This is a genomic window from Streptomyces sp. NRRL B-24085, assembly GCF_001282115.1.
In the GTDB taxonomy this organism is placed as follows: domain Bacteria; phylum Actinomycetota; class Actinomycetes; order Streptomycetales; family Streptomycetaceae; genus Streptomyces.
The window spans coordinates 29,113-52,081 of record NZ_LJBR01000055.1; the positions used below are offsets into that span (position 1 = coordinate 29,113).

Genomic DNA, 22,969 nt, shown 5'->3' on the forward strand with positions numbered 1-22,969 from the left:
AACTCCTAGGCAGAAGTGGGTATTCCGGGGGTCGTCTCGTCCTTGGCGCCGAGGGGGAGGCCGGTGGCCAGTTCGGTCCGGGGGAACATGCCGGTGAGGGTCCAGGCGACGGTCTCCGTGATCACGCGTTCGGCGATCGGATCGAGGATTCCTTCGAGGCTCGGAATGCCGAAGTCGAAGTCGCAGACGAAGGCCACCTGGACGTCAGGGCCGTCCTGCCGCACCTCCCAGCTGCCGGAGAAGCTGTCGAAGTCGCCGTCGGCCTGCTCGAACCGGACCTCGCCCCGACCGGGTTCGAACCGCTCGTGTTCGGTCCAGCGCAACAGACCGCTGCGGAAGTGCAGTTCCCACGAGGAAGAACCCTCCGTCGCGGGGAATCCCGTGTGCACCACCGCGGATTCCACATGCGGAGCGAGCTCCGCGTAGCGGTCCCATCGCACCACCTGTGCGAAGACCTCCTCGGCGCGCTCGGCGCGCACCAGAGCCCTCAGTTCGACGCGTCGCACCGTCACCTACCGCCTTCCGGCATCGTGGCCGCCCGTCCCACGAGGTCGCGGGTCGCCCGGTCGAGCGAGTCGATCAGGCGGTCCACGTCGCGATCGGTCAGGGTGGCAGGAGGAGTGAACCTGACCACGGAGCTGCCGTTCATCGAGTGGTTGGCCACGACTCCGTGGTTGAAGAGTTCGATCAGCAGCTCACCGGCGAGACCCGCCTCGACGAGTTCCACGCCGATGAGCAGGCCCTGCCCCCGGACCTCGACCACGAGATCGGGGATGTTGCGGTGCACCACCTCGGAGATGGCGGGCAGCAACCGCTCGCCGAGTTCCCTGGCCCGGGTGACGAGCTGCTCCTCATGGATCGCCCGAAGAGCTCCCTGCACACCTGCCATCAGCAGGGGCTGACCCGAGAAGGTCGAAGTGTGCACGTAGGGGTCCTTGTCGAAGGGGCGGAACGCCTCCCGGGTGGCGACCGCGGCGGAGACCGGGACGACACCGCCGCCGAGGGCCTTGCCGACCAGCAGGACATCTGGCCGGATGCCGGCGAGGTCGGCTCCCCACCACTCGCCCAGCCTGCCCATTCCGGTCTGCACCTCGTCGAGCACCAGGAATCCGCCGTACTCGCGCACGATGTGCTCGACCTGCCGCAGATAGCCGTTCGGTGGCAGGATCACCCCACCCTCGCCCTGGACGGGTTCGATGATCACGCAGACTTCGCCGGGGTGCGCGGCCAGTTCGGCCCGGAGAGCCTCGGCGTCCCCGAACGGCAGGTGCACGACGTCCGGCAACAACGGCCGGAAGGGTTGCTGGTACACGTCCTTGGCGGTGGCCGAGAGCGCGCCGAGGGTCTTGCCGTGGTAGCCGCCCCGCAGGGACACGATGCGGCGGCGTCCGTGTGCCCGGGCCAGTTTGAGTCCGGTCTCCACAGCCTCGGCGCCCGAGAGTGCAAAATGCACCCGGTCCAGGCCCTCGGGGGTGACGGCGACCAGTGCCTCGGCGGCCGCGGCCACCGTGGGCTCCAGCAGGATGCGGGTGGCCACGGGGTGGGTGTGGAGCTGGCGGTGCACGGCCTCCACCACGCGTGGATGCCGGGCGCCCATGATGAAGACGCCGTAGCCGCCGCAGTTCAGGAAGGATTCGCCGTCGCTCGTCGACAGCCAGGCTCCCTGGGACTCGACCTCCATATGGCTGCCGAAGAGTTCGGCGAGGGTGGCCCGGCCTTTGCTGAGATGGGCCCGGTAGAGCGACAGGGTCTTCTGCTCGGACAGTTGCCGGTCCTGTTCCGGCGCTTGCACGATCGCGGTCATACGGGCGGCTCCTTGTCGTACGCCGGGTGGTCAGGAGAGTTCGAGGTGTCCTCCGTCGGTGTACTGGACCAGTGCCTCGGCGCTGGCCGTACAGGACGGAGGGTGAAAGGCCAGCGGCTGCACCGAGGCGGCCAGCCTGGCGTGATCGGCGGAGCGGACGAAGTCCATGCCGCCGAGCAGTTCAAGGGCCTGACCGGTGGCGTCCTTCATGGCCGTCTGGGCGGCGAAGCGAGCGGTGAGCGCGCGGAACACCGCTTCCTCACCGTCCAGCCCGTCGCGTACGTCGCGAGCGGCGGCTTCAATCAGGTGGTAGGCGGACTCCGTCCGCACGACGACGTCCGCCCGCTCCCGAGCACTGCCGCGGCGGCTTTCCAGAACCGCCGCGGTGAGCGCCGCGGCGGCTCCTGTGTAGCCGGCCGATATCAGCAGCTCGAACCAGACGAAGCCGGCGGTCTGGAGATCGTCGAGCCGGTGCGGGTCCTCCGCGCTGGTGCGTACGACGAGTTCCTCGGCCACGAAGACGTCGTCCAGGCGCACTTCGTCGCTCTCCGCCGCCGCGAGGACGTCGTTTCCCCAGAACGGGCGGACGGACAGACCGGGAGTGGGCACCGGCACCAGTGCCACCGCCAGTTCGGGCTCGCCACCGGCCCCGGGCACGGCGATACTGGCGGTCAGCAGATTCATGGAACGAGACAGGCTGCAGGGCTTCTTCGAGCCGCTCAGGCGGAATCCGCCGTCCACCGGCCGAGCGGTCACCGAGGGAGCCAGGATGTTCTGCTGCGTGCGCCCCTCGGCCCAGCCGGAGGCCAGGAGCTGCTGCTCCGACACCACACTGCTCAGTACCTTGAGCTGCGCCGGGGTGAGCCGGTCCGGTTGCGCGGCGAGGCTGTACAGCATCGCGACGGTGAAATGGTGCATGGTCACCGCGGCGGCGAGGGACGGGGACAACGATCCCAGAGCACGCTGCACCTGTACGGCCTCGACCGGATCGGCACCGAGTCCCCCGAAGTCCGTGGGCACGAGGAGGCCGACCCCACCGTGTTCACGCAGCAGTTCGATGACAGGGCTTCCCGGCGCCTCGCGGTCGGCGAACGGAATCTCGGTCAGGGCCTTGATGAGACCGGGATGGAATCGTTCGCAGGTGTCGCGGGCCAGGTCCAGTGAACGCACTGAGCACACCTCCAGTGTCACGAGCCGAAGACGGCGTCGCGGGGGCTGACGTCATGGGCGATGCTCACGCCCTGGATGTGCGAGGTCTTGAGCATCGGGTAGTTGGCTTCGCCGAAGACCCCGCCGGTCAGACCGGTGCCGCCATGGCTGGGCAGATACGGCAGGAAGCCGATGTGCGAGTCGTTGACCTTCAACAGACCGCCGTTGACGACACGCTGCACGAAGGCGTCGACGACCGAGGAGGACCGCGACCACAGCGAGTTGCGCAGTCCGTACTGGTTGGCGTTGACGAAGTCGATGAGACTGTCGAGCAGTTCGTCGTCCGATTCGAGCTCGGGAACGACAACGGGCAGCAACGGGAAGAAGGTCTCCTCCCGGACGATGTCGTACTGACGGGCTCCCGTGAGTCCGTTCACACGTACGACGGTCGGCTCCAGGAAGACACCCGTGTCGGACGGGGTGCCGTCGAGTTCGATGCGGCGGCCACCGGTCACGAGTTCGCCGCCGAGATCGAGCGCCTGGCGCAGCAGGGCGAAGAAGCGTTCACTGCGACGCACCGGTGACAGCAGCACCTCCTCGTCCTCGGGGTACCCCGGACGCACGGCGGCCGCCTGCTCGGCCACCTCGGCGATCAGGGCTTCGGCCGCCTCGGGATGCACCACGACGTAATTGGGCACCATGCAGATCTGGCCGGAGCCGTAGAACGACTCACAGATCGCCTCTGCGGCCTTGGCGACATCAGCGTCCTTCCAGACGATGATGCCGTCGTTCCCCGCCAGTTCCAGGATGGGTTTCTTGCCCCTGGCCACGCACTTCTCCTGCAGGCGAAGGCCCTCCTGGCTGCCTCCGATGTAGAAGATGTCGTGGATCAAAGGGCTGTCGAGCCAACGGTTCACCGTCTGACCGGGGTTGCTGCAGACCGCGTTGAGCACACCAGGCGGTGCGCCCGCCTCCACCAGCAGGGGGGCGATCAGTTCTCGAACGACGAACATGGTGCTCAACGCGATGCTGCGGGGTGCTCTGACCACCACGGCGTTACCTGCCATCAGGGCCAGAACCGACAGGGCCGCGCTGGGGGCGGGAGCGTTCTGCGGAGGGTTGAAGGCGACTACCCCGTCCGGCTGCCGGCGGACGATCAGTCGACGGCCCCCGTGCCGGAACTCGGTGTGCATCCGCTGCCGGTACCAGTCGAGGCTCTCCTCGCTGTACACCTGAGTGAGGCAACTGAGTTCCCATCGGGCGAGCCTCACGGGGTGGCCCTCGGCGACCAGCAGACCGATCAACTCTTCTTCCCTGCGGGCCAGTTCCTCCCTGAAGCGGGAACCGACGCGCATCCGCCGCTCCAGCGGCACGGCGGCCCAGGCCGCGGCGGCAGCCGCCGCCGACTCCGTGGCCAGGTCGATGCCGCTGTCGCCGGCCACCGCGCAGCGGCCCACCACGTACGGATGGGCGGCAGCCTTCTCGTCATGGTCGTTCCGTTCCAGGGCGCGTTTGAGACTGACGCTGGTGAAGACGTCCTCCAGCAGTGAGCGGGAACTCACCGTGTAGACCCAGCCCTCTCCGTCGACGTCCTTTCCGGCGATGTACAGCTTGTAGCTGTACAACGGCTTGTCCTGACCATCGACCATGGCGAGCCTTTCGGTTCAGAGCACGGTTGTATCGTTGAGCCCTTCGGATCCTGGCAATTGCTTCTGACCCATGGCTGACCGTCCGCTGACGGTCCCCACCACACGTCTGTGGGCATAGCAAAAGAATGGTCGTGGCGTTCCACGACCATTCATGTGGCGGAGAGGGCAGGATTCGAACCTGCGTAGGCTTTCACACCCGACCCGGACTGAAGATCCGAGCCCCCGATAAGCCGCTCCGGGCACCTCTCCCTGCTTACGACTCCGACTCTCCGGCGCCGTTCACAGGATGATGCTGGCAGACCTCCCTGACATCCCGCTGATGCTCTGCTGACTCCTTCGCCAGTCTCCGATTCCCCCTTCCGATATCGCCGCCAGAGGTGTTCTACTTTCGCTTGTCCACCCGTCCGGACAGAACGCTGCGAGCAAGGAGACGTGGTGTCCGTAAAAACGACCTCACACTTATCGGTCCTGGAGGCCGTCCGTCGGCACACGCAAGCCGACAATCCCAGCGCTTTTCTGGCCCTGAACCGCGGAAACGACGTCTTCACCGTGCCTGGCACCGACGGTGTGATCATTTATCGCCGGACCGGTCGGTTTCTTGTGCAATTCGGCGGTCCGTTCTGCGCCGTCGACGAGTACGAAAACCTGCTGGAGCGGTTCGTGGCACACGCACGGGAGCAGGACCTCACTCTGGTCGCGGTGCAGCTCCAACGCCCGGATGCCACCGTCTACGCCGAACACGGGTTCACGGTCAATCAGATCGGCGCCTCATGGGCAGTCCGCATACCGGAGTTCACCCTACGAGGCACCCGGTTCATGCAGTTGCGGAACAAGATCTCCCGCGCGCACCGCAACGGCCTGGTCGTGGCAGAGGTGGACGCGGAGCGCTGGTACCAGGCCCTGGCGGACATCGACCAGGCCTGGTTGTCCGGCAAGGGGGAGGAGGCGCGTCCGCTGGAGTTCCTGGTCGGTGAGTGCGGCGGCCCGGCGCAGGAACACCGTCGGCTGTTTCTCGGCACGATCGAGGGGCGCCCGGTCAGTTACATCTCGTACTCTCCCGTGTTCGGCAGCCGAGCCGGCTGGATGCACGACCTGAGCAGACGTGTGCCGGGCGGTTCACCCGGCCTGATGGAGGCCATCAACGCAACCGCCATCGAGACGTTCCGCAGCGAGGGAACCGAGTGGCTGCACTTCGGGTTCACCCCGTTCACCGGCCTGGCGCCGGAGAACGAAATGCCCGGACACAGTCGGGCCTTCCAGTGGCTGATGCACTTCCTCTGGGAACACGGGGCAGCCCTCTACCCTGCGCAGACCCAGCTCTCGTACAAGGAGAAATGGGCGCCGGACACAGTGCTTCCTGAGTACGTGGCATTCCATGGCGCAGCATCACTGAGCTCCTTCGCACACATCTTCCGTGCGTGTAACGCCTTCTGATTCCGACAGAGACTGAGGAGATTCTCATGACCGACCAGCAGCCCAGCGCCGCCGAGTTGCAGCAGGCCGTCGTCGGATCTCTGATGGGAGTCATCGCGGCACCTGACGAGTCGGATACGGCCCGACAGGCACAGGACGCGTTGACCGCATTGGAGGACTGGCTGACCGCGGCCGAGCGTGCACCGCAGAGCTGACCGGTCAGCGAATCGTCAGCCTGGCGTAATCAACCCTGGTTAGGCTGATTTAGCCGCACGCCGGTAATTCCGACATGCCGTCCCGAAGACCCCTGGGGGAGCCTCCGTTGAACGCACTCGAAAGGCTAGCGAGACACGCGGGACAGGAACTCGAAGAGGCTTCTCCCATCGAAGTTCTGCGGTGGACGGCGGACACCTTCGGCCGGCGTTTCTGCGTGACCTCCTCGATGGAGGACGCGGTGGTCGCGCATCTGGCGTCCCGCGTGATGAAGGGCGTGGACGTCGTCTTCCTCGACACCGGCTACCACTTCGAGGAGACCATCGGCACCCGGGACGCCGTCGAGGCCGTGATGGACGTGAACGTCATCACGCTGACTCCGCGTCAGACGGTCGCCGAGCAGGACGCCGAGTACGGCCCGAAGCTGCATGACCGTGACCCCGACCTGTGCTGCAGGCTGCGCAAGGTCGAGCCGCTGGAGGCAGGGCTGGAGCGCTACGACGCGTGGGTCACCGGGCTCCGGCGCAGTGACTCGCCGATCCGGGCGAACACTCCGGTAGTCGGCTGGGACGAGAGGCGCCAGAAGGTCAAGGTCTCTCCGATCGCCCGCTGGACCCAGGACGACGTGGACGCCTACGTCCAGGAGCACGGCGTACTCACGAACCCCCTGCTGATGGACGGCTACGCGTCCGTCGGCTGCGCCCCCTGCACCCGCCGGGTCCTGGAGGGCGAGGACGCGCGGGCCGGCCGCTGGGCGGGCCGCGCGAAGACCGAGTGCGGGCTGCACGGATGACCGGGGTGCTTGTTCCGGCCAGTCACCTGGATGCGCTGGAGTCCGAGGCGGTGCACATCTTCCGTGAGGTGGCGGGTGAGTTCGAGCGGCCGGTGATCCTGTTCTCCGGTGGCAAGGACTCGATCGTCATGCTGCATCTGGCCTTGAAGGCGTTCGCGCCCGCGGCGATCCCGTTCTCGCTGCTGCACGTGGACACCGGGCACAACTTCCCCGAGGTGCTTGAGTACCGGGACCGGGTGGTCGCCGCCCATGGGCTGCGTCTGCATGTGGCTTTGGTGCAGGACTACATCGACCGCGGTGTGCTCAAGGAGCGTCCGGACGGGACCCGCAATCCGCTGCAGACGCTGCCGCTGACGGAGAAGATCCGGGCGGAGAAGTTCGACGCCGTGTTCGGCGGCGGGCGGCGGGACGAGGAGAAGGCGCGCGCCAAGGAGCGGGTGTTCTCGCTGCGGGATGAGTTCTCGCAGTGGGATCCGCGCCGCCAGCGGCCCGAGCTGTGGAACCTGTACAACGGCCGGCACGCGCCGGGTGAGCACGTGCGGGTCTTCCCGTTGTCCAACTGGACGGAGCTGGATGTGTGGCAGTACATCGCCCGGGAGGGGATCGAGCTGCCGGAGATCTACTTCGCGCATGAGCGGGAGGTGTTCTCGCGTGACGGTATGTGGCTGACGGCCGGTGAGTGGGGCGGGCCGAAGGACGGTGAGAGCGTCGAGAAGCGCCGGGTGCGCTACCGCACGGTCGGTGACATGTCCTGCACGGGCGCGGTCGACTCCGACGCCGACAGCATCGAGAAGGTCATCGCGGAGATCGCTGCTTCCCGGCTGACGGAGCGGGGTGCCACCCGTGCCGACGACAAGATGTCCGAGGCGGCGATGGAAGACCGCAAGCGCGAGGGGTACTTCTAGAGATGAGCACGACCACTTCCGAGGCGCTCTCGGAGACGACGCTGCTGCGGTTCGCGACCGCCGGTTCGGTCGACGACGGCAAGTCCACGCTGGTGGGGCGGCTGCTGCACGACTCCAAGTCGATCCTGAGCGATCAGCTGGAGGCGGTGGAGCGGGCGTCGGCGAGCCGGGGCGCCGAGGGCCCGGACCTGGCGCTGCTCACGGACGGTCTGCGGGCCGAGCGGGAGCAGGGCATCACCATCGATGTGGCCTACCGTTACTTCGCCACGGCGCGGCGGCGGTTCATCCTGGCCGACACCCCCGGTCATGTGCAGTACACCCGCAACATGGTGACGGGTGCCTCCACGGCCGAGCTGACGGTGATCCTGATCGACGCCCGCAACGGTGTCGTGGAGCAGACCCGCCGGCACGCGGCGCTGGCGGCGCTGCTGCGGGTGCCGCACGTGGTGCTCGCGGTCAACAAGATGGACCTGGTCGGCTACCGGGAGTCCGTGTTCGCGGCGATCGCCGAGGAGTTCACGGCGTACGCGACCGAGCTGGGGGTGCCGGAGGTCACGGCGATCCCGATCTCGGCGCTGGCCGGGGACAACGTGGTGGAGCCGTCGGCGAACATGGACTGGTACGGCGGCCCGACCGTCCTGGAGCACCTGGAGACGGTCCCGGTCACCCACGACCTCTCCCACTGCCACGCCCGGCTGCCGGTGCAGTACGTGATCCGGCCGCAGACCGCCGAGCATCCCGACTACCGGGGTTATGCCGGTCAGATCGCCGCGGGTTCCTTCCGGGTGGGTGAGCAGGTGACGGTGCTGCCCTCGGGCCGTTCCTCGAAGATCGCCGGGATCGACCTGCTCGGTGAGCCGGTCCAGGTGGCCTGGACGACCCAGTCGGTGACGGTCCTGCTGGAGGACGACATCGACATCTCGCGCGGTGACCTGCTGGTGCCCAGCAAGGACGCCCCGCCGACCACCCAGGACATCGAGGCGACCGTGTGCCATGTGGCGGACGCCCCGTTGACGGTGGGGCACCGGGTGCTGCTCAAGCACGGCACCCGCACGGTCAAGGCGATCGTCAAGGACATCCCGTCCCGGCTCACGCTGGACGACCTGTCCCTGCACCCGCACCCGGGACAGCTCGTCGCCAACGACATCGGCCGGGTGAAGATCCGCACCGCGGAGCCGCTGCCCGTGGACTCCTACTCGGATTCCCGGCGCACCGGTTCGTTCATCCTCATCGACCCGAACGACGGCACCACCCTCACCGCGGGCATGGCGGAATCCGTCATCGGACCAGCCGGAGAGATACATGCTCACGCGACGTGACGGCGGTGTCGTGCCCCGTGCGGTACGACGACTGCTCACGACCGTACTGGTCCTGGCATCGGTCGCCACGGCCTGTGGATACGGCTCACAGGCGCCGGGCAACGGAACCGGCGACGTGGCCGCCAAGGGCGCGCGCCTGTCCGCGCAGTCCGTCCGCATCGGTTTCTTTCCCAACCTCACGCACGCCACCGTGCTCGTCGGTGACGCAAAGGGTTTCTTCCGGAGGGAACTCGGCGGCACGGAGGTGAGGTTCTCCACGTTCAACGCCGGCCCGTCCGAGATCGAGGCGCTCAACTCCAAGTCGATCGACATCGGCTGGATCGGCCCGTCCCCGGCGGTCAACGGCTACATGAAGTCCGGCGGCAAGAGCCTGCGCATCGTCGGCGGCTCGGTCTCCGGCGGTGTGAAGCTGGTCGTCAACCCGGACAAGATCAAGACCCTGAAGGATGTCAAGGGCAAGAAGATCGCGACGCCGCAGCTCGGCAACACGCAGGACGTGGCGTTCCTCAACTGGATCGCCGAGCAGGGCTGGAAGGTCGACGCGCTGAGTGGCAAAGGCGATGTCTCGGTGTTCCGCACGGACAACAAGGTGACGCCGGACGCCTACAGATCCGGTTCCGTCGACGGCGCCTGGGTGCCGGAGCCGACCGCGTCCAAGCTGGTCGCCGAGGGCGCGAAGGTGCTGCTCGACGAGTCGTCGCTGTGGCCGGACAAGAAGTTCGCCAGCACGAACATCGTCGTGTCGCAGCCCTTCCTCGACCGGCATCCGGACGTCGTGGAGGCCGTGCTGCGCGCATCGGTCGGAACCAACGAGTGGATCAACTCGCACCCGGCGGCGGCGAAGGCCGTCGCCAACGCGAAGCTCGCCACCCTGACCGGCAAACCCCTGCCCGGTGAGGTAATCGCGGCCGCATGGTCATCGCTGCATTTCACCGACGACCCGCTGTCCGGGACGCTTGCCGCGCAGACCGAGCACGCCGTACGCGTCGGGCTCCTGGAGGAACCCGAGCTCACCGGCCTCTACGATCTGGCGCCGCTGAACAAGATCCTGCACGCCATGGGCAGGAGTCCAGTCGACGATGCCGGCCTCGGTGTGCAGTGAGCCCCCGTCCCGTAGCCCCCGCCAGCCTTCAGGAGCGCTCGACGATGGCAACCGCCCCTCCTCAGGCCCCACGCACCGATGTGCCGACAGGGCATGTGGCGCGCCTGACCCATGTCTCGAAGTCCTTCACCACGACTGTCGGAAGGCACCTCGTCCTGGACGACGTCAGCATCGATGTCGCGCCGGGCGAGTTCGTCACCCTCCTGGGGGCCTCGGGCTGCGGCAAGTCCACGCTGCTGAACCTGGTGGCGGGACTGGACCAGCCCACCGCCGGCGCCATCACCACCGACGGCCGCCCGGCCCTGATGTTCCAGGAGCACGCCCTCTTCCCGTGGCTGACCGCGGGCAAGAACATCGAACTCGCCCTGAAGCTCAGGGGAGTTCCCAAGCCCGACCGGCGCGGCAAGGCCGAGGAACTGCTCGAACTGGTCCGGCTCAAGGGCGCGTACGGCAAGCGGGTGCACGAGCTGTCGGGCGGTATGCGCCAGCGGGTGGCCCTGGCCCGCGCACTCGCCCAGGAGAGCAGCCTGCTGCTGATGGACGAGCCGTTCGCGGCCCTGGACGCCATCACGCGGGACGTGCTGCACGACGAACTGACCCGGATCTGGCGCGAGACCCGTCTGTCGGTGCTGTTCGTCACCCACAACGTCCGGGAAGCGGTGCGACTCGCCGAGCGTGTCATCCTGCTCGGCTCGCGCCCGGGCCGCGTGATCCGGCAGTGGCGGGTCGGCATTCCGCAGCCGCGCCGTCTGGAGGACGCTGCCGTGGCGGACCTGTCCGCAGAGATCACCGAAGCACTGCGTGGGGAGATCCGTCGCCATGGCCAGTACTGAAACCACCAGCAACGACGAGAGTGATCTCGCCGGTCTGGAAGCGGGGCTCGACGCCCTGGAGGACGGTTCCGCGGTCAAGGCGCCCCTGCTCGGTCGGCTGGTACGCAGGGCCGCGCCCCCTCTCACGGCCGCACTCCTCGTGCTGGCCGTGTGGCAGCTCCTGGTCTGGGCCCAGGTCACCGACCGCTACAAGCTGCCCGCTCCCTCCGACGTGGGGGACGAGATCCGCGCAGCCTGGCTGCAGGGCACGCTCCTCGGTTACATCTGGACCAGCGTCTCGCGTGGCCTGCTGGGCTTCGCACTCGCGTTGGTGATCGGCACCCCGCTCGGCCTTCTGGTCGCCCGGGTGAGATTTCTGCGCGCCGCCGTCAGGCCCGTGCTTTCCGGGCTGCAGTCGCTGCCGTCGGTGGCGTGGGTGCCGCCGGCCGTGATCTGGCTGGGCCTGAACAACTCCATGATGTACGCGGTGATCCTGCTCGGCGCGGTCCCCTCTATCGCCAATGGTCTGATGTCGGGCGTCGACCAGGTGCCGCCGCTGTTCCTGCGCGCGGGACGCACCCTTGGCGCGACGGGCCTGCGCGGCACCTGGCACATAGTGCTGCCGGCCGCGCTGCCCGGCTATCTGGCGGGTCTCAAGCAGGGCTGGGCGTTCTCCTGGCGCTCCCTGATGGCAGCCGAGATCATTGCCTCCTCACCCGAACTCGGCCTGGGGCTCGGGCAGTTGTTGGAGGCGGGACGCACCAACAGCAGCATGTCCATGGTGTTCCTCGCCGTCCTGCTCATCCTGTTGGTGGGTGTGGCCATCGATCTGGTGATCTTCTGTCCGCTGGAACGCTGGATGCTGCGTACCCGCGGCCTGCTCCTGCACGAGTGAGCGCCTCGCATCCATGGTGCTTCTGGTCATCGCGCACGGCAGTCGCGACCCGCGGCACGCCGCGACGGTGCACGCCCTGGTCCGCCGGGTGCGCTCGCTGCGCCCGGACGTGCGGGTGGAGACAGGCTTCCTCGACTTCAACGTCCCTTCCGTGCAAGGGGTGCTGGAGTCGCTGGCGGCACAGGGCGTCCGGGACGTCGTGGCGCTGCCGCTGCTGCTGACGCGGGCGTTCCACGCGAAGGCGGACATCCCCGCGGTCCTCAGGGACGCTCCGCCGCGGTTGCGGATCCGGCAGGCGGAGGTGCTGGGCCCCTCCCCGCTCCTGCTGTCCGCGCTCGAACGACGGCTGTACGAGGCGGGGTTGACGCCCGCCGACAAGTCCTCGACCGGGGTCGTGCTGGCCTCGGCGGGGTCCACCGACCCGGAGGCGATCGCAGTGATCGCTGACATCGCGCGGGAGTGGCGGCACACCGGCTGGTGCGCCGTGCGGCCTGCGTTCGCCTCCGCGGCCCTGCCCCGCACCCAGGACGCGGTACGGGAACTGCGGGCCCTGGGCTGCGCGAAGGTGGCCGTGGCACCGTACGTCCTCGCCCCCGGGTTCCTGCCCGACCGCATCGCACGCGGCGCCGTCGACGCGGACGTCCTGGCCGAGGTGCTGGGCCCCGCACCCGAGGTCGCCCGAGTGCTGCTGGAGCGCTACGACGCGGCGGCGGCGCGGGGGCTGCTGCGGCTCACGGCGAGCGCGTAGGCGTCACCCCTCGACGGCCGCCACGGCCTCGTCGGCCAGCCGTGCCAACTCCCCCACCGGCAGTGACCCGGCCGCCCTGCGCTCGCGGGCGAAGGTGTTGGCCAGGCGCTGGAGAAGTTCGTTCAACGGCGTCGGGACGCCGTGCAGACGGCCCAGGAGGGCGATCTCGCCGTTGAGGTAGTCGGCCTCGATGGTGCCGGTGGCGCGGGCGAGGGACTGCCAGGAGGAGCCGCCGACCGGGACGCCGTCGAGCGGGACGGCGGTGACCTTGTCACCGCGGGTCGTCCGCTGCTCCTCGACGCTCGCGTACGCGATCCCGGCCGCGTCGAGCACCGTCTCGCCCTCGGCCCGGACCCGACGGCGCAGCGACGCGCTGTCCGCTCCCCCGTCGTCGGGGCCGCTCAGGGCCATCACGGCGTTGCCGAGATTGGTCAGCAGCTTGGCGTACTGCCAGCGCGTCACGTCCGCCACCACGGGCGCCTCGAACCTGGACCTCTCCAGGTCGGCGGCGATCCGGTGCAGGATCCCGTCGGTGCCGTGCGGGTAGCGGCCGAGGTGCAGCATCCCGGTGAGCGGGGCGCAGGCGGCGCTGACGACACCGGGTTCCACGAACGTCGCCGGCAGCCAGACGCAGACGCCGTAGACGTGCCGGAAGCGGCGCAGGGCCATGCGCTGGCCCTCCACGCCGTTCTGCGCGCACAGCAGCGGCAGTCGCTCGGCCGCCGTGCCGCCGCCCTCGACCGGGGCCGGGCCCCAGGCGTCGAGGGCGCCTTCGGTGTCCTGGGTCTTCACGGCGAGGACGAGCACGTCGTCGGCGCGCAGGGCGCCGAGTCCGGCCGGGCCGTCCACGACCGGGAGCCGGTGGGTGAACTCGCCCTCCGGCACGCGCAGCCGCAGTCCGCCGTCCCTGAGCGCCTCGTGGTGCGCTCCCCGGGCGACCAGGACGACCTCGTGCCCGGCCCCGGCGAGCCGACCGCCGACGGCCCCGCCGACCGCTCCGGCCCCGATGATGACGTAACGCATGGCAGGAGCCTCGCACACCGTCATCCCGCGAACGGTGTCGCCTGGTGGAACCAGAGCAGCCAGCCGCTCCCCGTGCGCCGCCACAGCGAACTGCGGTGCGCCCGGCTGCCGTTGTGCTCGGTGTCGAAGGTGAGGTGGACGACGTCCGGCGCGAGCGGGACCCCCTTCATCCCGGACGCCGTGATCGGGCCGGCCTCCTGGTCCGTGGCCCCGGCGAGGGCGGCGATGACCGACGTGCGGTCCCAGTGCCGTCCGGACGCGCCGAACTCGTGGAACCCGGGGTGCAGCAGCGCGCCCACCAGCTCGGGCGAGGCGCGTACCGCGGGGTCGAGGAGCCGCAACTCGCCCTGGACGGCGGCCCGTACCGCGGGGTCGTGGTCACTCACCGGTCATCTCCACCAGCTTGACGACGGTGTTCCAGTTGCGGCTGGTGGCGATCACTCCCTTGTTCAGCCGGGGCTTGGACAGGTGCTCGGCGAGCTTGGAGCGGCCGAGGCCGTCGGGGGCGTACAGGTACAGGGCCCGGTCGCCGAGGCGGAACTCCTCGGGGAGGTAGGCGCTCCGGTCGATCTCCGCGAAGCGGTCCTCGTCGACGGGGGCGGAGAAGTAGGTGACGTGGAGCTGCCTGCCCTCCAGTTCGGCGGCCGGGAAGGGGCAGTTGTCGGCGATCGCCCTGAGATAGGCGTGGTCGCGGACGATCACGTCGACCGGGAAGCCGAACCGCTTCTCGATCGCGTCCGTGAGCTCGGCGGCCAGGGAGTCCTCGTCGCCGTGGTCGGCGGTGAAGACGGCCTGCCCGCTCTGGAGGTAGCTGCGGACACCGTCGTGGCCGAGGTCTTCCATCAGCGTGCGCAGGTCGGCCATGGGGACCTTCCTGCTGCCGCCGACGTTGATTCCGCGCAGCAGCGCCGCGTACGTCGTCGTCATGGGTCCCACCCTAGGGCGGGGCCCGTGCGGACCCCGATCACCGCCCCGTACAAGGTCCGTTAGATGTAAGGGTCACGGTCCTCCCCAGTACGGAGGGCGCGCGGTCCCTTGGGAGGAGCCGGCGGCCCCCGCACTTCACCGGACAGCACGACGAGACGGGTTTATCCAGCTCATACCTTCGAAACGAAAGGTGGCGGCAGGGGGCTGTCACCGCTCACGAGGGGGCAAGCCCGTCATGCGGAACGGAGACACAAGGGTGCGTGGCCTGGCCGCCAGGGCCGGCGGCTGGAGCGCACGGCACCGATGGGCTGCCGTCGGTATCTGGGTGCTGTTCGTCGTCCTGGCGATGGGACTCGGCTCGGCGGCAGGCCGGGTCGACGTCAAGGACAGCGACCAGCTCAAGGGGGAGACCCACACCGCCGCGAAGATCATCGAGGACGCCGGGATCGACGAGCCCGCCGGTGAGTCGGTGCTGATCCAGGCCAAGGACTCCGGCGGCAAGGCGACCGACGCCGACTTCCGGGCGGCCGTCGCCGCGGTCGTGAAGGCGGTCGAGGGCACCGGCGAGGTCACCGACGTCACCTCGCCGTACGACACGAACACGATCTCGAAGGACGGCCGCAGCGCGCTCGTGCAGTTCGACATGCGCGGCGACGCGGACACCGCCGGGGAGCGGGTCGAGCCGGTGCTGAAGGCCGTGGAGGGGGTGCAGGAGGAGCACGGGTCGCTGCGGATCGAGGAGATCGGCGGCGCCAGCATGATGAAGACGTTCGACGACGCGTTCGGCGACGACTTCCAGAAGGCGGAGCTCTCCGCGGTGCCGGTGGCCCTCGGCATCCTGCTCATCGCCTTCGGCGCGCTGGTGGCGGCGCTGCTGCCGGTGCTGCTGGCCGTCAGCGCGATCATGGCGACGATGGGTCTGATGGGCGTCGTCAGCCATGTGATGCCGATGAGCGACACCGCCAACTCCGTGATGCTGCTGGTCGGTCTGGCCGTGGGCGTCGACTACTGCCTGTTCTACCTGCGCCGTGAGCGCGAGGAGCGGCAGGCCGGCCGGGACTCTCAGACGGCCCTGCGGATCGCCGCTGCCACCAGCGGCCGCGCGATCATCGTCTCCGGTGTCACGGTGTGCGTGGCGATGGCGGGCATGCTGTTCACCGGGCTCGCCGAGTTCGAGGCGATGGGCCTGGCCTCGCTGATGGTCGTGGCGGTCGCCATGGTCGGTTCCGTGACCGTGCTGCCCGCGCTGCTGTCGCTGCTGGGCGAGCGGGTCGAGAAGGGCAAGATCCCCTTCCTGCACCCGGAGAGCCGGCTGCGCCGCAAGCGGGGCGCCGAGCGGGAGAGCCGCTTCTGGACCACCGTGTTGAAGGGCGTGCTCGCCAAGCCCGTCGTCTCGGTCGTGATCGCGGCCGGCGCGCTGCTCGCCGTCGCGGCTCCCGCGCTCGGCATGAAGACGCAGAACCTCACCCTGGACCAGGAGTTCGGCGACTCGCTGCCGATCGTGCAGACGTACAACCGGGTCAACGACGCCTTCCCCGGCGGCACCGAGCCGGCCGAGGTGGTCGTCAAGGCGGCCGACATCAACGCCCCCGAGGTCACCGGCGCGCTGGCCGACTTCAAGGCGAAGGCGATCTCCTCGGGCGCCTCGCGCGGCCCGGTCGAGATCAAGCTGCACGACGCGCAGAACCTCGCCTTCGTGTACGTCCCGCTGGTGGGCGGTTCCGACCTCGACAAGGCCGGTGAGAGCCTGGACAAGCTGCGCGACGAGGTCCGTCCGGCCACGCTCGGCAAGGTCGACGGCGTCGAGGCGCCGATCACCGGACAGGTCGCCGGTTCCAAGGACTTCAACGACCAGCTGGCCGGAGCGGTCGTCCCGGTCTTCGCGTTCGTCGTGGTCTTCGCCTTCGTGCTCATGCTGCTGTCGTTCCGCTCGCTGACGGTGGCGATCACCTCGATCGTGCTCAACCTGCTGTCGGTGGGCGCGGCCTACGGCATCCTCGTCGCCGTCTTCCAGCACGGCTGGGGCGCCTCGCTGGTGGGCGCGGAGGGCGTCGGCGCCATCATCACCTGGCTGCCGCTGTTCCTCTTCGTGATCCTGTTCGGCCTGTCGATGGACTACCACGTGTTCGTGGTCTCGCGGATCCGGGAGGCGCACCTGCGGGGCCGCAGCACCAAGGACGCGATCCAGCACGGGGTGGTCACCACGGCCGGTGTCGTCACCAGCGCCGCCGTCATCATGGTCGCCGTGTTCGCGATCTTCGGGACGCTGTCCATGCAGTCCATGAAGCAGATGGGCGTGGGCCTCGCGGCCGCGGTGCTCATCGACGCCACGATCATCCGGGGCGTGCTGCTCCCGGCGGTCATGGCCCTGCTGGGCGAGCGCAACTGGTACCTGCCGAAGTGGCTGCACCGGCTGCCCGACCTCACCCACGACGAGGCTCCGGACGCCGTGGCCGCGCCCGTGGCCCGGGACGACGAGGGTGAGCCGCTGAGGGTCTGACCCCCGCCGGGCGGGACAGAACCCCCTTGTACTGAGGGCCCGTTGGCCACCGGGGTGCCAACGGGCCCTCACTCATGCGCGCAGTTGCGCCTCGACGAGGTCGGCGGCCCTGCGGGTGCCGCCCTCCTGCGCCATCCCCGCCTGCACCTCCTTGAGCCGACGGGCCACCTCGGGGTCGTCGACGAGCGCGAGGGCGGCCTCGCGCAGCGCCTCGGCGGTGGCCTGCCCGGTGTCGATCCGGCGGGCGACCCCGAGGCCCTGGAGCATGTCGGCGTTGCCGAACTGGTCCACGGCCTGCGGTACGGCGATCATCGGGGTGGCGGTCGCCAGTCCCTCCTGGCTGCCGCCCGCTCCGGCGTGCGTGACGAACAGGTCGGCCTGCCTGAGCACCGCCAACTGCGGTACCCAGGAGCGCACTTCCACGTTGTCCGGTACGGCGCCCAGCTCGGCCGGGTCGACGTGCCTGCCGATCTGGAGCACCAGGTGCCAGCCGGGCAGGTCGCCGAAGGCCCTGACGCACTCCTGGTAGAAGTCGGGCCGCTTGGTGAAGGAGGAGCCGAGGGAGACGAGGGCCACCTTCTCGGCCCCGGCCGGCCGCACCCACTCCCCCTGCGCAGCGCGGTCCCCCTGGCAGGCGCCGACGAAGGTGTACACGCTCTCGTCGACCCGGTCGGCGTGGGGCTGGAGCGCCCTGGGGATCAGGACGAGGGAGCGGTCGGGGCGGCCGACGAAGGAGTCGGGGTGCAGGTTGATGCCGTTCTCCCGCAGCCAGCCCTGGAAGCGGGCGTAGTAGGCCTGCCCTCGTGCGGTGCTCTTCGGTCCGGCCCACATCGGCTCGGCGACCTCCTCCTCGTAGCCCTGCCAGGCGACGAGGTTGGGCGAGACGGAGATCGCGGGCACGCCCCAGCGGTGGGCGAGGACGCGGGCCGGGTAGGCGGTGATGTCGTGCAGGACGAGATCGGGTTCGTCGCCGTCGTACGCCTCGGCGAGCTGCGGCAGGGCCTGCATCGCGTCGGCGAGGAAGAGCTCCACGTGGTCGAGCAGTTCGGTGCCCCAGGCCGACGGGTCGTCGTCGGGGCCGGGGAGCGTCGAGTTCCACGGCTTCACCTCGGCCCCGGTCTCGGCGACCTTCTCGGCGAACAGGGGCGGGACGGCGTAGGTGACCCGGTGCCCGCGCGCCACGAGCTCGCGGATCACCTCGAGGCTGGGGTTGACGTGGCCGTGGGCGGCGATGGAGAACATGGCGATGTGCGAGGTCATGGGCCACAGGCTGCACGAGACGAGACGTCTCGTGCAACCGTATTACGGGACGCCCGTGCCGCTCAGCGCTGGTAGCGGGCCAGCACCAGGTTGCCGTCGTCCTCCAGGCGTTCGCGCAGTTCGTCCAGGCCGATCGCCCCGCTGTAGTACTCCTGGAAGGCGGGGGTGGCGACCTTGTCCTTCCACTCCGGGTAGCCCCGGACGGACTGCGCGGGCGCCGGCCGGAGATGGGGGGCGAGCGCGGTCCCCGTCGCCCAGCCGTCCTCGGCGGTGCGCAGGGCGGGGTCCTTCAGCGCCTCGGTCCCGGTGGGCAGCATCCAGTCCCCCAGGGCCAGCCGGACCATGTTCCGCGGCTGGAGGAGGAAGTCGATGAACGCGACGGCCTCCTTCTTGTGCGGGCTGTCCTCGGCGACGGACAGGGTCTGCGGGCTGACGCCCTGGGTGAGCCCGTCGGCGCCGGCCGGGGCGGGCAGCACCTGCCAGCGGAAGCCCTTCGGTGCCTGCTGGGCGATCTGCTGGCGGTAGGAGAAGCCGAGCGGGACCATCGCGTACCGGCCGCCGAAGAAGCCGGGCAGGGTGTCGGAGCCGCCGCTGCCGAGCGTGGTGGGCGAGGCGCTGCGGTCGGTGTTCGCCTGGTCGTGGATGGTGCGGGGCACGGTCTCGTCGGCCTTCTCGAAGCGGATGGCCACCTTGCCGTCGGCGCCGCGGTGGAAGAGCTGTCCGCCCGCCGACAGGGACAGGTTGAGGGTCGCGGAGACCGGCTCCTTGAGCGGCCAGGCCACTCCGTACCTGCCGGCGCCGCTGAGCTGCTCGGTGATCCGGCGGAACTCCGGCCAGCTCCACGGGTGTTCAGGTGTCGGGACGCGTACGCCGGACTCCCTCAGCCAGTCGGCGTTGGCGACGAGGACCCGCGGCTCCTGGAGGAAGGGCACGCCGTAGACGCCGTCGCCGAAGGTGGTGGTGTCCCAGCTCCGCTGCGGGATGTCCGACTTCAGCCGGGCGGGGAGCAGGTCGCCGAGGTCGGCGAGATAGCCGCCGTAGGCGAAGTCCGCGAGGTCGTCGGAGGCGTCGTGGATGATGTCGGGCGCCTCGCCGCCCTCGAAGGAGGTCAGCAGCTGGTCGTGGACGCTGTCCCAACTCCCCTGCACGTACTCGACCCTGACGTCCGGATGGGTGGCGTTCCACTCCTTCACGAGTTCCTGGTTGGCCTCGACGGACTCCTCCTGCCAGGCGAGGGACTGGAAGCGCAGGGTGACGCGGCCGTCCTCGGACGCGCTCGTGCCGGTGCATCCGGCCAGGAGCAGGAGAAGGAGGGCCCCCGCGAGCCGGCGTGCGCGCATCAGCTCTTCACCGCCCCGGTCAACATGCCTCCCGTGATACGGCGTTGGATGATCGCGAAGACGACCAGCGAGGGCAGCGTGGCGAGGAAGGCGGCCGCCGCGAGAGGTCCGAGGTCGGCGACGCCCTCCGCGCCGATGAAGTGGGTGAGCACGACCGGCAGGGTCTGCTTGTCCGCCGTCTTCAGCAGCACCAGCGCGAAGAAGAACTCGTTCCACGCCGTGATGAACGCGAACAGGGCCGTCGCCACGATCCCCGGCGCGAGCAGCGGCGCCGTCACCGACACCAGGGTCCGCAGGCGCCCGGCCCCGTCGACGGCGGCCGCCTCCTCCAGCTCGGTCGGCACGGCACGGACGTATCCGACGAGCATCCACAACGCGAACGGCAGCGCCCACACGACGTACACCAGCACCAGCCCCGCGAGGGAGTTGATCAGCCGCAGGTTCTTCAGCACCAGGAACAGCGGGATGATCACCAGCACGAGCGGGAACGCCTGGCTGACCACCACCCAGCCGGTGGCCGCCTTCGCGAGCCGGGTGCGGTGGCGGGCCGTGACGTAGGCGAGCGGGGTCGCGATCAGTACGGCGATCACCGCGGCGGCGAGCGCGGCCAGCAGGGAGTTCCCGGCGGCGCGCAGCAGGGGCTGTTCGTCGAAGGCCTGGCGGAAGTTGTCGAGGGTGGGGTCCCGGGGGATCCAGGTGGGGTGCAGACTGCCCAGTTGCCGGGGGGACTTGAAGGCGGTGGAGACGAGCCAGAGGAACGGGAAGGCGAGGAAGACGAGATAGGCGAGGAGGGCTGCGTACTGGCCGACCCGGCCGGCGGTGCTGGTCCTCATGCCCGGTCACCTCCCTTGAGCCGGCCGACGAGGAAGAGGGCGAGGAGGACGGAGATGACGGCGACCATCACACAGCCCATCGCGGCCGCGTACCCGAACTGGCCGTAGCGGAAGGCCTCTTCGTAGGCGAAGAGCATGGGCAGACGGGTGCGGCCGCCGGGCCCGCCGCTGGTCAGCACGTACACCAGGGCGAAGGAGTTGAAGTTCCAGATGAAGTTGAGCGCGGTGATCGCGAGCGCCACCGGCCGGAGGGCGGGCCAGGTGACCGTGCGGAATCTGCGCCAGGCGCCCGCGCCGTCCATCGCGGCCGCCTCGTGGAGTTCGCGCGGGGTGTTCTGGAGACCGGCGAGCAGGGTGACCGTGGTCTGCGGCATCCCGGCCCAGACGCCGACGACGATCACGGCGGGCAGGGCGGTGGACAGACCGCTGAGCCAGTCCCGGCCGTCGCCGAGGCCGAGGGTGCGCAGGGTCTCGTTGAGGACACCGGCGTCCGGGTTGTAGACGAGCCGCCACATGACGCCGACGACGACCTCGGGCATGGCCCACGGGATGATCGCAAGGGCGCGGGCGAGCCAGCGCAGCCTGAGGTCCTGGTTCAGCAGCAGGGCGAGGCCGAGCGCCAGCAGGAACTGCGGCACGGTCACGCCGACCGCCCACACCAGGCCGATCCGGAACGACTCCCAGAACAGGGTGTCGTGCAGCAGGTCCTGGAAGTTGAGGCCGCCGATCCACTGCGTGGCCCGGGTGCGGCCCGACTGGGCGTCTGTGAAGGCGAGCAGGATCCCGTACATCAGGGGCCCCACGCTCAGCACCAGGATCGGGATCAGCGCGGGCAGCACCAGGAACCAGACCCCGCGGCCGGAAGGACGCCGGTCCCCCTCGGCGCCGGGTGCGCCCCGCGCCGACCGCTCCGTCGCGGTCACCAAGGTCACGTCATCGACTCCTTCAGGCGGCTCGTGACGATCCGGCCCTCCTGGCCTGGGCCTCCGTCATGGTCGTGAAGGGGGTATGCGCCGTCAAGGCAGCGTGCGCACGGGCCCACCTGTGGGAATGCGAGACTGGCCGGGCGATGGCGCGAAGTCGACGCCGTTCGCGGTGGCACTGCACGGGCATGCGGGACAGGTCAGGACCGGGAGGACGGGACGGATGGACGAGGCACGGGCGCGGGACGTACTGGCCGCGGCGGGACTGCGGGCGGGGTCGGCCGAGCTGCTCGCCCTCGGCGAGAACGCCGTCTTCGCCGCCGGTGACCTGGTCGTCAAGGTGGGCCGCGACGCCGAGCTCCTCGACCGGGCGCGCCGGGAACTGGACATCGCGGTGTGGCTGGAGGAGGCGGGGGTGCCGGCGGTGCGGGCGGCCGAGCCGAAGGCGCGGTCGGTCGAGGGTCATCCGGTGACGCTCTGGCACCGGCTTCCCGACGCCGTACGGCCCGCCGAGGCGCGGGATCTGGCCGAACTGCTGCGGGTGGTGCACGCGCTGCCCTCGCCGTCCTTCGCGCTGCCGCCCCGGGAGCTGCTGGGCGGTGTGGAGCGGTGGCTGCGGCTCGCGGGCGGGGCGGTCGACCCCGCCGACGCGGCCTATCTGCGTGAGCGGCGGGACGGCTTCGCGGCGGCCGCGGCCGCGCTGACGCCCCACCTGGAGCCCGGGCCGATCCACGGGGACGCGCTGCCCCGCAATGTGCACGTGGGGCCGGACGGGCCGGTCCTCGTCGACCTGGAGACGTTCTCCTCCGATCTGCGGGAGCACGACCTGGTGGTGATGGCTCTGTCCCGGGACCGGTACGGGATGCCCGCGGCGGCCTACGACTCGTTCACCTCGGCCTATGGATGGGACGTGCGGGAGTGGGAGGGATGCGCGGTGCTGCGGGGGGCCCGGGAGACGGCCAGCTGCGCGTGGGTCGCGCAGCACGCGCCGACCAACCCGAAGGCCCTGGCCGAGTTCGAGCGGCGGGTCGCCTCGCTGCGGGACGGCGACGAGACGGTGCGCTGGTACCCGTTCTGACCGAAGGACGGTTGCAGAGGCCGCGGTGACTGGTCGCGCCCACGCGGCGGAACCGCACATCGGTGCAGTCCTGCTCCCCCGGGTCAGTCGTCCGCGCCCTGAATGACCTGTGCCGCGGACCTCAGTTCCGTCAGAACCGTGCGCACCGCCCTCCTCGCCGTCCGCTCCGGCCGGTACAGGGCGTCGATGTGGCGTCTCGCCCTTACCCCGCTCAAGGGCCTCAGGACCAGCGCCGGGTGGCGGCGCATCGTCCAGCGGGGCATCAGCGCCAGGCCGCCGCCCG

Annotated in this window: 22 protein-coding genes, 1 tRNA gene and 1 pseudogene; 11 read left to right on the plus strand and 13 right to left on the minus strand. The window is 69.8% G+C overall.

Annotated features, from left to right (window positions below; all coding sequences use genetic code 11):
• Nucleotides 1-5: 5 nt before the first annotated feature.
• From AOJ26_RS08160 to AOJ26_RS43375, 5 genes are all read right to left on the minus strand, one after another.
• Complete coding sequence (locus AOJ26_RS08160) at nt 6-512, minus strand: SRPBCC family protein (protein ID WP_306300067.1); 507 nt, start codon at nt 510-512, stop codon at nt 6-8.
• The gene (locus AOJ26_RS08165; RefSeq protein ID WP_053847520.1) at nt 509-1,804 is read right to left on the minus strand and encodes an aspartate aminotransferase family protein; all 1,296 of its coding nucleotides are present in this window, start codon (nt 1,802-1,804) and stop codon (nt 509-511) included. Before AOJ26_RS08165 ends, AOJ26_RS08160 begins: the two co-directional genes overlap by 4 nt.
• Before the next feature lie 30 nt (nt 1,805-1,834).
• Nucleotides 1,835-2,974, minus strand: a complete 1,140-nt coding sequence (locus AOJ26_RS08170; protein WP_053847521.1) for an acyl-CoA dehydrogenase family protein — start codon at nt 2,972-2,974, stop codon at nt 1,835-1,837.
• A 17-nt stretch (nt 2,975-2,991) separates the two neighbouring features.
• Nucleotides 2,992-4,602, minus strand: a complete 1,611-nt coding sequence (locus AOJ26_RS08175) for an aldehyde dehydrogenase family protein (RefSeq protein WP_053847522.1) — start codon at nt 4,600-4,602, stop codon at nt 2,992-2,994.
• Between the two features lie 154 nt (nt 4,603-4,756).
• Nucleotides 4,757-4,851, minus strand: a tRNA-Glu gene (locus AOJ26_RS43375).
• Nucleotides 4,852-5,037: 186 nt separating this feature from the next.
• On the opposite strand from AOJ26_RS43375, the gene AOJ26_RS08180 reads away from it, so the two are divergent.
• The 9 genes from AOJ26_RS08180 (at nt 5,038) to AOJ26_RS08215 (ending at nt 12,802) form a co-directional block, all read left to right on the plus strand.
• Nucleotides 5,038-6,036 carry a bifunctional lysylphosphatidylglycerol flippase/synthetase MprF gene (locus AOJ26_RS08180; protein ID WP_373413165.1) on the plus strand — a complete coding sequence of 333 codons (999 nt, stop codon included), beginning with the start codon at nt 5,038-5,040 and terminating at the stop codon, nt 6,034-6,036.
• A gap of 26 nt (nt 6,037-6,062) precedes the next feature.
• Entirely contained in the window at nt 6,063-6,230 is a 168-nt protein-coding gene (locus tag AOJ26_RS43380; protein ID WP_159044243.1) for a hypothetical protein, read from the plus strand.
• A gap of 107 nt (nt 6,231-6,337) precedes the next feature.
• Complete coding sequence (locus AOJ26_RS08185) at nt 6,338-7,021, plus strand: phosphoadenylyl-sulfate reductase (RefSeq protein WP_373413164.1); 684 nt, start codon at nt 6,338-6,340, stop codon at nt 7,019-7,021.
• Nucleotides 7,018-7,926, plus strand: a complete 909-nt coding sequence (cysD, locus tag AOJ26_RS08190; RefSeq protein ID WP_053847524.1) for a sulfate adenylyltransferase subunit CysD — start codon at nt 7,018-7,020, stop codon at nt 7,924-7,926. The genes AOJ26_RS08185 and cysD overlap by 4 nt, the downstream gene beginning before the upstream one ends.
• Before the next feature lie 2 nt (nt 7,927-7,928).
• Complete coding sequence (locus tag AOJ26_RS08195) at nt 7,929-9,245, plus strand: sulfate adenylyltransferase subunit 1 (RefSeq protein ID WP_053847525.1); 1,317 nt, start codon at nt 7,929-7,931, stop codon at nt 9,243-9,245.
• Nucleotides 9,229-10,347, plus strand: coding sequence for an ABC transporter substrate-binding protein (locus tag AOJ26_RS08200; RefSeq protein WP_053847526.1), 1,119 nt, complete (start codon nt 9,229-9,231; stop codon nt 10,345-10,347). Before AOJ26_RS08195 ends, AOJ26_RS08200 begins: the two co-directional genes overlap by 17 nt.
• 44 nt (nt 10,348-10,391) lie before the next feature.
• Nucleotides 10,392-11,180 carry an ABC transporter ATP-binding protein gene (locus tag AOJ26_RS08205; protein ID WP_053847527.1) on the plus strand — a complete coding sequence of 263 codons (789 nt, stop codon included), beginning with the start codon at nt 10,392-10,394 and terminating at the stop codon, nt 11,178-11,180.
• Nucleotides 11,167-12,054 (plus strand): ABC transporter permease, encoded by an 888-nt coding sequence (locus AOJ26_RS08210; protein WP_053847528.1) that lies wholly within the window; start codon nt 11,167-11,169, stop codon nt 12,052-12,054. Before AOJ26_RS08205 ends, AOJ26_RS08210 begins: the two co-directional genes overlap by 14 nt.
• 13 nt (nt 12,055-12,067) lie before the next feature.
• Nucleotides 12,068-12,802, plus strand: coding sequence for a sirohydrochlorin chelatase (locus AOJ26_RS08215; protein WP_053847529.1), 735 nt, complete (start codon nt 12,068-12,070; stop codon nt 12,800-12,802).
• Between the two features lie 3 nt (nt 12,803-12,805).
• Here AOJ26_RS08215 and AOJ26_RS08220 read toward each other — a convergent pair whose 3' ends face one another.
• Genes AOJ26_RS08220 through AOJ26_RS08230 form a run of 3 tightly spaced genes read right to left on the minus strand, consistent with a single transcriptional unit; the run spans nt 12,806 to nt 14,752 of the window.
• Nucleotides 12,806-13,825 (minus strand): ketopantoate reductase family protein, encoded by a 1,020-nt coding sequence (locus AOJ26_RS08220; protein ID WP_053847530.1) that lies wholly within the window; start codon nt 13,823-13,825, stop codon nt 12,806-12,808.
• 20 nt (nt 13,826-13,845) lie between these two features.
• Complete coding sequence (locus AOJ26_RS08225) at nt 13,846-14,211, minus strand: DUF4440 domain-containing protein (RefSeq protein ID WP_053847531.1); 366 nt, start codon at nt 14,209-14,211, stop codon at nt 13,846-13,848.
• Nucleotides 14,204-14,752, minus strand: coding sequence for a DUF1697 domain-containing protein (locus tag AOJ26_RS08230; RefSeq protein WP_053847532.1), 549 nt, complete (start codon nt 14,750-14,752; stop codon nt 14,204-14,206). The genes AOJ26_RS08225 and AOJ26_RS08230 overlap by 8 nt, the downstream gene beginning before the upstream one ends.
• Before the next feature lie 235 nt (nt 14,753-14,987).
• Between AOJ26_RS08230 and AOJ26_RS08235 the strand changes: the two genes are divergently transcribed.
• Nucleotides 14,988-17,252, plus strand: a complete 2,265-nt coding sequence (locus AOJ26_RS08235; protein WP_053847533.1) for an MMPL family transporter — start codon at nt 14,988-14,990, stop codon at nt 17,250-17,252.
• A gap of 72 nt (nt 17,253-17,324) precedes the next feature.
• On the opposite strand, the pseudogene mgt reads toward AOJ26_RS08235, so the two are convergent.
• The 4 genes and pseudogenes from mgt to AOJ26_RS08255 form a co-directional block, all read right to left on the minus strand.
• Nucleotides 17,325-18,555 (minus strand): annotated as a pseudogene (gene mgt, locus AOJ26_RS08240) (macrolide-inactivating glycosyltransferase).
• Between the two features lie 19 nt (nt 18,556-18,574).
• Complete coding sequence (locus AOJ26_RS08245; protein WP_053847535.1) at nt 18,575-19,852, minus strand: ABC transporter substrate-binding protein; 1,278 nt, start codon at nt 19,850-19,852, stop codon at nt 18,575-18,577.
• The gene (locus tag AOJ26_RS08250; protein WP_053847536.1) at nt 19,852-20,685 is read right to left on the minus strand and encodes a carbohydrate ABC transporter permease; all 834 of its coding nucleotides are present in this window, start codon (nt 20,683-20,685) and stop codon (nt 19,852-19,854) included. Before AOJ26_RS08250 ends, AOJ26_RS08245 begins: the two co-directional genes overlap by 1 nt.
• Complete coding sequence (locus tag AOJ26_RS08255) at nt 20,682-21,617, minus strand: carbohydrate ABC transporter permease (RefSeq protein ID WP_053847537.1); 936 nt, start codon at nt 21,615-21,617, stop codon at nt 20,682-20,684. The genes AOJ26_RS08250 and AOJ26_RS08255 overlap by 4 nt, the downstream gene beginning before the upstream one ends.
• Before the next feature lie 214 nt (nt 21,618-21,831).
• Between AOJ26_RS08255 and AOJ26_RS08260 the strand changes: the two genes are divergently transcribed.
• Nucleotides 21,832-22,686, plus strand: a complete 855-nt coding sequence (locus AOJ26_RS08260) for a phosphotransferase enzyme family protein (protein WP_053847538.1) — start codon at nt 21,832-21,834, stop codon at nt 22,684-22,686.
• A gap of 83 nt (nt 22,687-22,769) precedes the next feature.
• On the opposite strand, the gene AOJ26_RS08265 is transcribed toward AOJ26_RS08260, so the two are convergent.
• The coding region (locus AOJ26_RS08265; protein WP_234358497.1) for a LysR substrate-binding domain-containing protein at nt 22,770-22,969 on the minus strand (200 nt) is incomplete at its 5' end.

Bases quoted from the DNA above. Each gene is read 5' to 3' on its own strand.
- AOJ26_RS08165 (WP_053847520.1), bottom strand. From the start codon at position 1,804: ATGACCGCGATCGTGCAAGCGCCGGAACAGGACCGGCAACTGTCCGAG.
- AOJ26_RS08175 (WP_053847522.1), bottom strand. From the start codon at position 4,602: ATGGTCGATGGTCAGGACAAGCCGTTGTACAGCTACAAGCTGTACATC.
- AOJ26_RS43380 (WP_159044243.1), top strand. From the start codon at position 6,063: ATGACCGACCAGCAGCCCAGCGCCGCCGAGTTGCAGCAGGCCGTCGTC.
- cysD (WP_053847524.1), top strand. From the start codon at position 7,018: ATGACCGGGGTGCTTGTTCCGGCCAGTCACCTGGATGCGCTGGAGTCC.
- AOJ26_RS08195 (WP_053847525.1), top strand. From the start codon at position 7,929: ATGAGCACGACCACTTCCGAGGCGCTCTCGGAGACGACGCTGCTGCGG.
- AOJ26_RS08200 (WP_053847526.1), top strand. From the start codon at position 9,229: ATGCTCACGCGACGTGACGGCGGTGTCGTGCCCCGTGCGGTACGACGA.
- AOJ26_RS08205 (WP_053847527.1), top strand. From the start codon at position 10,392: ATGGCAACCGCCCCTCCTCAGGCCCCACGCACCGATGTGCCGACAGGG.
- AOJ26_RS08210 (WP_053847528.1), top strand. From the start codon at position 11,167: ATGGCCAGTACTGAAACCACCAGCAACGACGAGAGTGATCTCGCCGGT.
- AOJ26_RS08215 (WP_053847529.1), top strand. From the start codon at position 12,068: ATGGTGCTTCTGGTCATCGCGCACGGCAGTCGCGACCCGCGGCACGCC.
- AOJ26_RS08220 (WP_053847530.1), bottom strand. From the start codon at position 13,825: ATGCGTTACGTCATCATCGGGGCCGGAGCGGTCGGCGGGGCCGTCGGC.
- AOJ26_RS08230 (WP_053847532.1), bottom strand. From the start codon at position 14,752: ATGACGACGACGTACGCGGCGCTGCTGCGCGGAATCAACGTCGGCGGC.
- AOJ26_RS08235 (WP_053847533.1), top strand. From the start codon at position 14,988: ATGCGGAACGGAGACACAAGGGTGCGTGGCCTGGCCGCCAGGGCCGGC.
- AOJ26_RS08245 (WP_053847535.1), bottom strand. From the start codon at position 19,852: ATGCGCGCACGCCGGCTCGCGGGGGCCCTCCTTCTCCTGCTCCTGGCC.
- AOJ26_RS08250 (WP_053847536.1), bottom strand. From the start codon at position 20,685: ATGAGGACCAGCACCGCCGGCCGGGTCGGCCAGTACGCAGCCCTCCTC.
- AOJ26_RS08260 (WP_053847538.1), top strand. From the start codon at position 21,832: ATGGACGAGGCACGGGCGCGGGACGTACTGGCCGCGGCGGGACTGCGG.